Raw genomic sequence first — 11,528 nt, 5'->3', positions numbered from 1 at the left:
AAGTCCTTTCTTATTCCAACTGGCAATAAACAAACTGCCGCAAAATGCGGCAGATTCGCAATTCAGCGAAGCGTTACAGTCGACCCAGATCGTTGACCAGAGCAAGCAACATCACCCCGACCACCAAACTGATACCGATCTGTATCCCCCAACCTTGCACCCGATCCGACAAGGGGCGACCACGCACCCACTCGATCAGATAAAACAACAAATGCCCCCCATCCAGTACAGGAATGGGCAGCAAATTCAGAACGCCCAGGCTAATACTCAGATAAGCAAGGAAATTCAGGAAATCAGCGACGCCCGACTGGGCAGAAGCGCCCGCCACTTTAGCAATGGTTATCGGTCCACTCAAGTTTTTTACCGAGAGCTCGCCGAACAGCATTTTCTTCAGTGAATCCAGCGTCAGAATGCTCATGGTCCAAGTGCGACGGGCACCCTCGCCAATCGCGGCCAGCGGGCCATAACTGACCTCGCGGATCATTTCCGGCGGCCAGTCGATGGCTTTGACGCCAGCGCCCAGATAACCGCTTGGCGCTTTGCTTTCACCGCGCGCCGCCAGGGTCACAGGGACGTCGATTTGAGCATTGTCGCGCTCGATGCGCAGCATGATTTTGGTATCAGGACGCGTACGAACGGTATCGACCACTTGCTGCCAGTCATCGAGCGGCTGGCCATCAAGCGCCAGCAATCGATCGCCGGTTTTCAGCCCCGCCGCCTGAGCCGGACCTTTCGGGTCCAGCTCGGCAAGCACCGGCGGCAAGGCCGGACGCCAAGGACGAATGCCCAGCGAGCGGATCGGATCCGGCTCGTCGGCGCCTTTTAGCCAGTTATCCAGGGCCAGCGTGCGCGGCGATTCTGCCGTCGAACCCTGCTCGCGCACCAGCAATTGAATGGCGCCGCTCTCACCGAGACGGCGCACCAGTTGCAGATTGACCGCAGCCCAACCTGACGTTGGCTCGCCATCGATCGATACAATCTCCTGGCCAGCGTTCAGACCAGCCTTGGCGGCAATGCTGCCAGACTCGACCGCGCCAATGACCGGACGCACCTGCTCGCTGCCGAGCATCGCCAAGACCCAAAAGAAGACTAACGCCAGCAGGAAGTTAGCAATCGGGCCAGCGGCAACAATGGCGATACGCTGACGTACCGATTTGCGATTGAACGACTGATCGAGTTGATCGACCGGCACTTCGCCTTCGCGCTCGTCGAGCATCTTGACATAGCCGCCCAAGGGAATCGCGGCGACCACGAATTCAGTGCCTTGCTTGTCATGCCAGCGCAGCAACGGCATGCCAAAGCCCACGGAAAACCGCAGAACCTTGACGCCACAGCGGCGCGCGACCCAGAAGTGGCCGAATTCGTGGAAGGTGACCAGCACACCCAAGGCGATCAGGGTGCCGGCAATCATATAGAGCGCGCTCATCTACTTTCTCCGCAATCCTGTTCAGTGTCGCGTGTCGCCGTTGCATTACAAAAAACTATCGGCCGTGCCGACTCAACCATTGCTCGGCCAGCAATCGCGCTTTCGCGTCCGCCGTAAACACGGCGTCGAGGTCGTGCAGAGCCACCACCGGCTCCAGATTCAAGACTTCCTCGATGATACTCGCGATTTCCAGGTAGCGAACCCGTCCGTCGAGAAACGCTGCCACGGCCACTTCATTGGCCGCGTTGAGCATCGCCGGCGCGCTGTCGCCAGCTTCGGCCGCCTGACGGGCCAAACGCAGACAGGGGAAACGACTTTCATCGGGTGCTTCGAAATCCAGTCGCGCAATGGCAAACAGATCCAGTGGCGGTACGCCGGAATCGATACGCTCAGGCCAGGCCAGGGCGTTGGCGATCGGCGTGCGCATGTCCGGATTACCCAACTGCGCCAGGACCGAGCCATCGACGTAATCCACCAGAGAATGGATCACGCTCTGCGGATGAATCACAACTTCGACCTGAGACGGTTTGGCGTCGAACAACCAGCAGGCTTCGATCAGTTCCAGGCCCTTGTTCATCATGCTTGCCGAATCCACGGAGATCTTGCGCCCCATGGACCAGTTCGGATGTGCACACGCCTGCTCAGGCGAAACATTCGCCAGCTCGGACATCGGCGTCTGCCGGAAAGGCCCGCCAGAGGCGGTCAGCAAGATCCGCCGCACCCCCACCGAGCTCAAGCCGCGCGCGAAATCCGCGGGCATGCACTGAAAAATCGCGTTGTGCTCACTGTCGATCGGCAGCAGCACCGAGCCACTTTTGCGCACGGCCTGCATGAACAGCGCGCCGGACATCACCAGCGCTTCTTTGTTGGCCAGCAGAATTTTCTTGCCCGCCTCCACCGCAGCCAGTGTCGGACGCAAACCCGCCGCACCGACAATGGCCGCCATGACCGCGTCGACTTCAGGCGCGGAGGCAACCTGACACAGGCCCTCCTCACCTACCAGCACACGAGTCGGCAAACCGGCTGCACGCAAGTCATCCTGCAACCCACGCGCCGCAGCACCTTCAGGCACCACGGCAAATTGCGGTACATGACGAACGCACAGCGCGAGCAATTCGCTAAGACGGGTGAAACCACTCAATGCAAAAACCTGATAACGCTCAGGATGACGCGCAATCACATCCAGGGTGCTCAGACCGATCGAACCGGTCGCACCCAACACGGTAATCTGCTGGGGACGACTCACGGGGCGGCCATCCAGAGCAATACGGCGAACACCGGAATGGCTGCGGTCAGGCTGTCGATGCGATCCAGCACGCCACCATGCCCGGGCAGCAGATTACTGCTGTCCTTGATGCCGGACTGGCGCTTGAACATGCTTTCGGTAAGGTCACCGACCACGGAAATGAAGACGATCACTGCCGCGCCAACCAGGCCTTTGAGCAGTTCGGCCACGGTCCAGTCGCGCACCAGCCCGACGATCGCGGTAATCACCAGACTCAGCGCCAGACCACCGTAAACACCTTCCCAGCTCTTGCCCGGACTGACCTGCGGCGCCAGCTTGCGCTTGCCGAACTTGCGTCCGGAGAAATAAGCGCCGATGTCCGCGCCCCAGACCAGCACCATCACGGCCATGATCAACCAGTTACCCAGCGGGTACTGCTTGATCTGCACTAGACCCTGCCACGCAGGCAGCAGGATAAGCAAGCCGATCAGCAGCTTGGTTGCCGCTGTGGACCAGTGCGCGCTGGAGCGTGGATACGTCAGCACCAGATAAGTCGCAATCGCCCACCAGATCACCGATGCACCGAGCACCCAAGGCGCAAGGCCCGGCAGCACATACATGACGAACAGCATCAGGGCGACCACAGCGGCAAAGCCGATGCGGAACGATTGTGCGGTGAAGCCGGCCAGACGCGCCCATTCCCAGGCACCGAGGCTCACCACCAGGCCAATGAACAGCGCGAAGCCGGCACCTTTGAGCAGGAAAAACCCGCACAAGGCGATCGGCAGCAGGATCAGTGCAGTGATGATTCGTTGTTTAAGCATTAAACCCGGGCTCCAGCTTCGACCTGCTCGCTCGTTTTACCGAAGCGACGCTGGCGTGAAGCGAAATCGGCCAGCGCGGTGCGCATGGCGTCGTGTTTGAAGTCCGGCCAGAACAGGTCGGAGAAGTACAGCTCGGCGTAGGCCAGCTGCCACAGCAGGAAGTTGCTGATGCGATGCTCGCCACCGGTGCGAATGCACAGGTCAGGCAACGGCAGATCGCCGGTGGCCAGACACGTTTGCAGCAGATCCGGGGTGATGTCCTCCGGACGCAAATGCCCGGCCTGAACCTCACGCGCCAGACGTTGCGCAGCCTGAGCGATATCCCACTGGCCGCCATAATTGGCTGCGATCTGCAGGACAAAGCGGTTGGCACCGACGGTCATGGCCTCGGCCTCGCGCATCGCCGCCTGAAGCTCAGGGTGGAAGCGCGAGCGATCGCCAATGATGCGCAGGCTGATGTTGTTGTCGTTGAGACGCTTGGCCTCACGACGCAGCGCCTTGAAGAACAAATCCATCAAGGCACTGACCTCATCGGCCGGGCGCTGCCAGTTTTCACTGGAGAAGGCGAACAGGGTCAGGACTTCGACCTTGGCCTCGGCGCACACCTCGATCACCGCCCGCACAGCATCCACGCCCGCTTTATGCCCGGCGACACCCGGCATAAAGCGTTTTTTCGCCCAGCGATTATTGCCATCCATGATGATCGCGACATGGCGCGGCACCGCGGACGGCGCAGTCTGCTTGGTCTTGTCCATTTAAAGCTCGACCCTTATACGGCCATCAGGTCTTTTTCTTTCTCGTCCGTGGCCTTGGTGATCTGGGCCTCGGATTCTTTGGTCAGCTTATCGATATCGGCGATGGCACGACGCTCTTCGTCTTCGCTGATTTCCTTGTCCTTGACCAGTTTTTTCAGCTCACCCAAAGCATCGCGACGGATGTTGCGCACGGCTACGCGCGCGTCTTCGGCTGCACTGCGGGCCTGCTTGGTGAAGCCTTTGCGCGTTTCTTCGGTAAGGGCAGGCATCGGGATCAACAGCAACTCGCCCAGATTGGTCGGGTTGAGGTTCAGACCGGCGCTCTGGATTGCCTTGTCGACGGCAGCGAGCATGTTGCGCTCGAAGGCCACGACCTGCAGGGTGCGCGAATCCTTCACGGTGACGTTGGCAACGCCGCTCAGCGGAGTGTCAGTGCCGTAGTAAGGCACCATGACGCTGCCAAGGATGCTCGGGTGAGCCTTGCCGGTACGAATCTGGCCGAACGCGTGGTTCAGAGATTCCAGGGATTTCTGCATACGCGCTTGGGCGTCTTTCTTGATTTCGTTGATCATTGTTGGCCTTCCTCGATCAAAGTCCCTTCAGCGCCGCCGTGCACGATGTTCAGCAGGGCGCCGGGCTTGTTCATGTTGAATACGCGCAGCGGCATCTTGTGATCGCGGCACAGGCAGATAGCAGTCAGATCCATTACACCCAGCTTGCGATCCAGTACTTCATCATAAGTCAGATGATCGAACTTCTCGGCATGCGGGTCCTTGAACGGGTCTGCGGTGTACACGCCATCAACCTTGGTGGCCTTGAGCACAACGTCGGCGTCGATTTCGATTGCACGCAGGCAGGCTGCCGAATCCGTGGTGAAGAACGGATTGCCGGTACCGGCCGCGAAGATCACGACGTCCTTGGAGTTCAGGTGGCGCATGGCTTTGCGGCGATCGTAATGATCGGTCACACCGACCATGGAAATGGCCGACATGACGATGGCCGAGATATTGGCACGTTCCAGCGCATCGCGCATGGCCAAGGCGTTCATCACAGTGGCCAGCATGCCCATGTGGTCGCCCGTGACCCGATCCATACCGGCTTTGCTCAGGGCTTCGCCACGGAAAAGGTTGCCACCGCCGATGACCAGACCGACCTGCACGCCGATGCCGACCAGCTGGCCGACTTCCAGCGCCATGCGATCCAGTACCTTCGGATCGATCCCGAACTCTTCCGAGCCCATCAGGGCCTCGCCGCTAAGCTTGAGTAGAATGCGTTTATAGCGAGCCTGATAACCACTGCCCTGCTGAGCCATTGCGAATCTCTCCTGCGGCGTATTTAAAATTCTTTGCGAGCTGTTTACAGCTGGCGTTCACTCTAGCTTGGCGCTGCTGCAGCGCCATCGGAACATGGCTTTGTAAGTCAGTTCCGGGTGGAAACCAAATAAAAAATTGGTACCCCATCTGAAAAGAGGCTGCGCGCGTTAGCGGGCAGCCTCTTTCGGGCGACAGTTGAAAAACCGTCTTATTGCTTGGCGGCAGCCAGCTGGGCAGCAACTTCTTCAGCGAAGTTGTCGACCGGCTTCTCGATGCCTTCGCCTACTTTGAAGTAAGTGAAGGAAACGATTTCAGCACCGGCTTTCTTGGCCAGCTCGCCAACCTTGACTTCAGGGTTCTTGACGAACGCCTGCTCGACCAGGCTCGCTTCTGCCAGGAACTTGCTGATACGGCCTTTGACCATGTTCTCAACAATGTTTTCTGGCTTGCCTTTGATCTTTTCTTCGTTCAGTTGCAGGAACACAGCTTTCTCACGCTCGATCGCTTCGGCGGAGACTTGCGAAGGCAGCAGGAACTCAGGGTTGCTTGCAGCAACGTGCATAGCGATGTCTTTGGCCAGCTCGACGTCACCGCCTTTCAGGACAACAGCAACACCGATCTTGTTACCGTGCAGGTAGGTGCCGACAACGTCACCTTCTACGCGTACCAGACGACGGATGTTGACGTTCTCGCCGACTTTGGCAACCAGCGCTTCACGAGCCGATTCCTGAGCGGCGATCAGCGGAGCTGCGTCGGTCAGTTTTTCGTCGAAAGCTTTTTCTACGCTGGCAGCAACGAAGTTCTTGAAGTCGTCCTGCAGGGCCAGGAAGTCGGTCTGCGAGTTGACTTCCAGCAGCACGGCTGCCTTGTCATTCGATTTGATGGCGATTGCGCCTTCAGCGGCAACGTTGCCAGCTTTTTTCGCAGCCTTGATGGCGCCCGAAGCACGCATGTCATCAATGGCTTTTTCGATGTCGCCGTCAGCCTTTTCCAGGGCTTTCTTGCAATCCATCATGCCTTCGCCGGTACGCTCGCGCAGTTCTTTGACCAACGCTGCAGTAATTGCTGCCATTTTCAAATTCCTCTTGGATAGGTTTTCAACCATTCCACCCGATCGAACGGGCGTTCAATTCTTCCCGAACCACCCATGTTGGCTGCCGCACATGACAAATACAGACGTGGGCGCCGACAAATGGTTTTCGAGGTGGCAAAAAGGGGGCCAAGCCCCCTTTTTGCTTACTGAGTCAACGCCAGGGGCGTCGATTACTCAGCTGCAGCCTGAGTTTCTTCAGCTGCGAATTCTACAGTACCGCCAGCAACGTTGTTGCGGCCGCGGATAACTGCGTCAGCCATCGAACCCATGTACAGCTGGATAGCGCGGATGGCGTCATCGTTGCCTGGAATGATGTAGTCAACGCCTTCCGGGCTGCTGTTGGTATCGACAACGCCGATGACCGGAATGCCCAGCTTGTTGGCTTCGGTGATCGCGATGCGCTCGTGGTCAACGTCGATCACGAACAGTGCGTCTGGCAGACCGCCCATGTCCTTGATGCCGCCCAGCGAACGATCCAGCTTCTCAAGATCACGGGAGCGCATCAGCGCTTCTTTCTTGGTCAGCTTGGCGAAAGTACCGTCTTCGGCTTGAACTTCAAGGTCACGCAGACGCTTGATGGAAGCACGAATGGTCTTGAAGTTGGTCAGCATGCCGCCCAACCAGCGGTGATCGACGTACGGCGAACCGCAACGTGCTGCTTCTTCAGCAACGATCTTGCCAGCGGAACGCTTGGTGCCGACGAACAGAATCTTGTTTTTGCCCTGGGCCAGACGCTCTACGAAAGTCAGAGCTTCGTTGAACATTGGCAGGGTTTTTTCAAGGTTGATGATGTGAATCTTGTTACGCGCGCCGAAAATGTACTTGCCCATTTTCGGATTCCAGTAACGGGTTTGGTGACCGAAGTGCACACCGGCCTTCAGCATATCGCGCATGTTGACTTGGGACATGATAGTTCCTTGATAAGTCGGGTTTGGCCTCCACGTATCCCAATGACCAACCAGAGGCATAAAGCCCAAGGCACCCAGGTCATCGTGTCGACACGTGTGTGGATTTAAGCTTTTCGGGGCATCCCCGGAAAGCGGCGCATTTTATACCACAGGGTGCGCAGAAACGGAACCCGGAATCTGTATTCGCACCAAGGACATGGGCGCAGCCCCCTTGGAATCGGCTCGATGGGCACCATTGTATAGATAGAAGCTGGACATGCAGGCGCGGATTTGCGCCTCCCGTCTGGTAGAATCGCGTTTTTCAGGGTCGCAAAATGTACGCTTGCCACCCAATTCGTATCCGTAAGCGCCGCCGAGCGCAGAGAGAGCCTGTATGACCGTCAACCTCAAAACCCCCGAGGACATCGCTGGCATGCGTGTCGCCGGCAAACTGGCCGCCGATGTGCTGGAAATGATTGCCGAACATGTCAAACCGGGCGTGACCACCGATCAGCTCAACCAGATCTGCCACGACTACATCGTCAATGTGCAGCAGGCCATCCCTGCCCCGCTCAACTACAAGGGCTACCCGAAGTCGATCTGCACTTCGATCAACCATGTGGTCTGCCACGGCATCCCTAACGACAAGCCGCTGAAAAACGGCGACACCCTGAACATCGACGTCACGGTGATTAAAGACGGCTACCACGGTGATACCAGCCGCATGTTCCACGTCGGCGAAGTGCCGGTCTGGGCCGAGCGTCTGTCGCAGGTCACCCAGGAATGCATGTACAAGGCCATCGAGATCGTCAAACCTGGCTGCCGCCTCGGCGATATCGGCGAAGTCATCCAGAAGCACGCGGAAAAGAACGGTTTCTCGGTGGTGCGCGAGTTCTGCGGTCACGGCATCGGCAAGGTCTTCCACGAAGAACCGCAGATCCTGCACTACGGTCGCGCCGGCACCGGCATGGAACTGAAGGCTGGCATGACCTTCACCATCGAGCCGATGATCAACCAGGGCAAGGCCGACACCAAGGTTCTGGGCGACGGCTGGACCGCGATCACCAAGGACCGCAAGCTCTCGGCACAGTGGGAACACACCCTGCTGGTCACCGACACCGGCTACGAGATTTTCACTTTGCGCAGCGATGACACCATCCCGCGTATCTCGGCCTGACACCCAGAACGCTCCCAGCCTATAGAAGGAAAGCCAATCGATGCCGCAGGTGGATCCCGAACTCTTCGACCGCGGCCAGTTCCAGGCTGAACTGGCCCTCAAAGCGAGTCCTATCGCGGCGTTCAAGAAGGCGATCCGCCAGGCCCGCGAGGTCCTCGACACGCGTTTTCGCAATGGCCGCGACATCCGCCGCCTGATCGAGGACCGCGCCTGGTTTGTCGACAACATCCTGCAAAAGGCCTGGGAGCAGTTCAACTGGAGCGAAGACGCCGACATCGCTCTGGTGGCGGTGGGCGGCTACGGTCGCGGCGAACTGCACCCCTACTCCGATATCGATCTGCTGATTCTGCTCGACAGTGCCGACCACGAAGTTTTCCGCGATTCCATCGAGCGTTTTCTGACGCTGCTGTGGGACATCGGTCTGGAGGTCGGCCAGAGCGTGCGCTCGGTCGACGAATGCGCAGAAGAGGCTCGCGCCGACCTGACTGTGGTCACCAACCTGATGGAAAGCCGCACCATCTGCGGCCCCGAGCGTCTGCGCCAGCGCATGCTCGACGTCACCAGCACCGCGCACATGTGGCCGGCCAAGGAGTTCTTCCTGGCCAAGCGTGCCGAGCAGAAGGCCCGTCACCACAAATACAACGACACCGAGTACAACCTCGAACCGAACGTCAAAGGCTCGCCCGGTGGCCTGCGCGATATCCAGACGATCCTCTGGGTCGCCCGCCGTCAGTACGGCACCCTGAACCTGCGCGCCCTCGCTGGCGAAGGCTTTCTGGTCGAAAGCGAAAACGCCCTGCTCGCCTCCTCCCAGGAATTCCTCTGGAAAGTGCGCTACGCCCTGCACATGCTCGCCGGCCGCTCGGAAGACCGCTTGCTGTTCGATCATCAACGCACCATTGCCGGCCTGCTCGGCTTTGAAGGAGACGACGCCAAACAGGCGGTCGAAAACTTCATGCAGCAGTACTTCCGCACGGTGATGAGCATCGCCCAACTGAGCGATCTGATCATCCAGCACTTCGAGGAAGTCATCCTCGCTCCGGAAGACGAAGCGCCGCCGCAACCGATCAATTCACGCTTCCAGCTGCATGACGGCTACATCGAAGCGCGCAATGACAACGTGTTCCGCCGCACGCCGTTCGCCATGCTGGAGATTTTCGTGCTGATGGCCCAGCAGCCGGAAATCAAAGGGGTGCGCGCCGACACCATTCGTCTGCTGCGCGAACATCGTCATCTGATCGATGACAACTTCCGTAACGATATCCGCAACACCAGCCTGTTCATCGAGCTGTTCAAGTGCAAGATCGGCATCCACCGCAATCTGCGGCGGATGAACCGTTACGGCATTCTCGGGCGCTATCTACCGGAGTTCGGTTTTATCGTCGGGCAGATGCAGCACGACCTGTTCCACATCTATACGGTCGATGCGCACACGCTGAATCTGATCAAACACCTGCGCAAACTGCAGTACACCCAGGTTTCGGAGAAATTTCCGCTGGCCGCCAAGCTCATGGCCAAGCTGCCCAAACCTGAGCTGATCTACATGGCCGGTCTGTATCACGATATCGGCAAGGGCCGGCATGGTGATCACTCGGAGATCGGCGCGGTCGATGCCGAGGCGTTCTGCCAGCGTCACCAGTTGCCGGTGTGGGACAGCCGCCTGATCGTCTGGCTGGTACAGAACCATTTGGTGATGTCCACCACCGCGCAGCGCAAGGATCTGTCCGACCCGCAGGTGATCCACGATTTCGCTCAAGCTGTTGGCGACGAAACGCGCCTCGACTACCTCTACGTGCTGACCGTGGCCGATATCAATGCGACCAACCCGACGCTGTGGAATTCATGGCGCGCCAGCCTGCTGCGCCAGCTTTATACCGAGACCAAGCGCGCCCTGCGCCGCGGCCTGGAAAACCCGGTGGATCGCGAAGAACAGATTCGCCAGACACAAAGCGCGGCGCTGGACATTCTGGTGCGCGGCGGCACCGATCCGGACGACGTCGAGCAGCTGTGGGCGCAATTGGGCGATGACTATTTCCTGCGTCACACCGCCGGCGATGTAGCCTGGCACAGCGACGCGATCCTGCAGCAACCGGTGGATGGCGGGCCGCTGGTGCTGATCAAGGAAACCACCCAGCGCGAGTTCGAGGGCGGCACGCAGATCTTCATTTATGCACCGGACCAGCACGACTTCTTCGCCGTGACCGTGGCGGCGATGGACCAGCTCAACCTGAACATTCACGACGCCCGGGTCATCACCTCGAGCAGCCAGTTCACTCTCGACACCTACATCGTGCTCGACAACGAAGGCGAATCGATCGGCGACAACCCCGCGCGGATCAAGCAGATCCGCGAAGGCCTGACCGAAGCGCTGCGCAACCCGGACGACTACCCGACGATCATCCAGCGCCGTGTGCCGCGTCAGCTCAAACACTTCGCCTTCGCCCCGCAAGTAACGATCCACAACGACGCCCAGCGTCCAGTGACCGTGCTGGAGCTGACCGCGCCCGACCGGCCGGGCCTGCTGGCGCGGGTCGGAGGGATTTTCCTCGAGTTCGACCTGTCGCTGCAGAACGCCAAGATTGCGACCCTGGGCGAGCGCGTGGAAGACGTGTTCTTCATCACCGACGCGCATAACCAGCCGCTGTCCGATCCGCTGCTGTGCAGCCGTTTGCAGGATGCGATCGTCGAACAGTTGAGCGTCAATCAGGAACCGGATATCAAACTTTCGCGGATCAGTATCTGAATCACCCGTTTATCCCTGTGAATGCAGCCCATGCTTTCCTCCGGTACATACAATCCCCTGTGGCAAGGGGATTTATCCCCGTTGG

At 59.0% G+C, this 11,528-nt stretch carries 10 protein-coding genes; 2 read left to right on the top strand and 8 right to left on the bottom strand.

Annotated elements, in window-relative coordinates; genetic code table 11:
• Positions 1–73: 73 nt before the first annotated feature.
• The 8 genes from rseP to rpsB all read right to left on the bottom strand — a co-directional run bounded on the left by rseP (position 74) and on the right by rpsB (position 7,544).
• The gene (gene rseP / locus ACYSTU_RS11325; protein ID WP_110600137.1) at positions 74–1,426 is read right to left on the bottom strand and encodes a sigma E protease regulator RseP; all 1,353 of its coding nucleotides are present in this window, start codon (positions 1,424–1,426) and stop codon (positions 74–76) included.
• A gap of 55 nt (positions 1,427–1,481) precedes the next feature.
• The gene (gene ispC / locus ACYSTU_RS11320) at positions 1,482–2,672 is read right to left on the bottom strand and encodes a 1-deoxy-D-xylulose-5-phosphate reductoisomerase (protein WP_217879405.1); all 1,191 of its coding nucleotides are present in this window, start codon (positions 2,670–2,672) and stop codon (positions 1,482–1,484) included.
• Positions 2,669–3,475: a phosphatidate cytidylyltransferase gene (locus ACYSTU_RS11315; RefSeq protein WP_217879404.1), complete on the bottom strand. Its 807-nt coding sequence runs from the start codon at positions 3,473–3,475 to the stop codon at positions 2,669–2,671. The genes ispC and ACYSTU_RS11315 overlap by 4 nt, the downstream gene beginning before the upstream one ends.
• A complete protein-coding gene (gene uppS / locus ACYSTU_RS11310; RefSeq protein WP_016771475.1) occupies positions 3,475–4,230 on the bottom strand; it encodes a polyprenyl diphosphate synthase in 756 nt (251 codons plus the stop codon). The genes ACYSTU_RS11315 and uppS overlap by 1 nt, the downstream gene beginning before the upstream one ends.
• Before the next feature lie 14 nt (positions 4,231–4,244).
• The gene (frr, locus tag ACYSTU_RS11305) at positions 4,245–4,802 is read right to left on the bottom strand and encodes a ribosome recycling factor (RefSeq protein WP_007954771.1); all 558 of its coding nucleotides are present in this window, start codon (positions 4,800–4,802) and stop codon (positions 4,245–4,247) included.
• Complete coding sequence (gene pyrH / locus ACYSTU_RS11300) at positions 4,799–5,542, bottom strand: UMP kinase (RefSeq protein ID WP_003222124.1); 744 nt, start codon at positions 5,540–5,542, stop codon at positions 4,799–4,801. The genes frr and pyrH overlap by 4 nt, the downstream gene beginning before the upstream one ends.
• Positions 5,543–5,751: 209 nt before the next feature.
• On the bottom strand, positions 5,752–6,615 hold the full coding sequence (gene tsf, locus ACYSTU_RS11295; RefSeq protein WP_076566115.1) for a translation elongation factor Ts: 864 nt from the start codon (positions 6,613–6,615) through the stop codon (positions 5,752–5,754).
• A gap of 191 nt (positions 6,616–6,806) precedes the next feature.
• On the bottom strand, positions 6,807–7,544 hold the full coding sequence (rpsB, locus tag ACYSTU_RS11290; protein ID WP_003222119.1) for a 30S ribosomal protein S2: 738 nt from the start codon (positions 7,542–7,544) through the stop codon (positions 6,807–6,809).
• A gap of 373 nt (positions 7,545–7,917) precedes the next feature.
• Between rpsB and map the strand changes: the two genes are divergently transcribed.
• Together map and ACYSTU_RS11280 are read left to right on the top strand one after the other, a co-directional pair.
• Positions 7,918–8,700: a type I methionyl aminopeptidase gene (gene map / locus ACYSTU_RS11285; RefSeq protein WP_024011828.1), complete on the top strand. Its 783-nt coding sequence runs from the start codon at positions 7,918–7,920 to the stop codon at positions 8,698–8,700.
• A 40-nt stretch (positions 8,701–8,740) separates the two neighbouring features.
• Complete coding sequence (locus ACYSTU_RS11280) at positions 8,741–11,443, top strand: [protein-PII] uridylyltransferase (protein ID WP_016771478.1); 2,703 nt, start codon at positions 8,741–8,743, stop codon at positions 11,441–11,443.
• Positions 11,444–11,528 lie beyond the last annotated feature (85 nt).

This window comes from Pseudomonas glycinis (assembly GCF_054871425.1).
The sequence above is the reverse complement of the archived record's forward strand: the minus strand, read 5'-3'. Positions and strand labels throughout refer to the sequence as shown.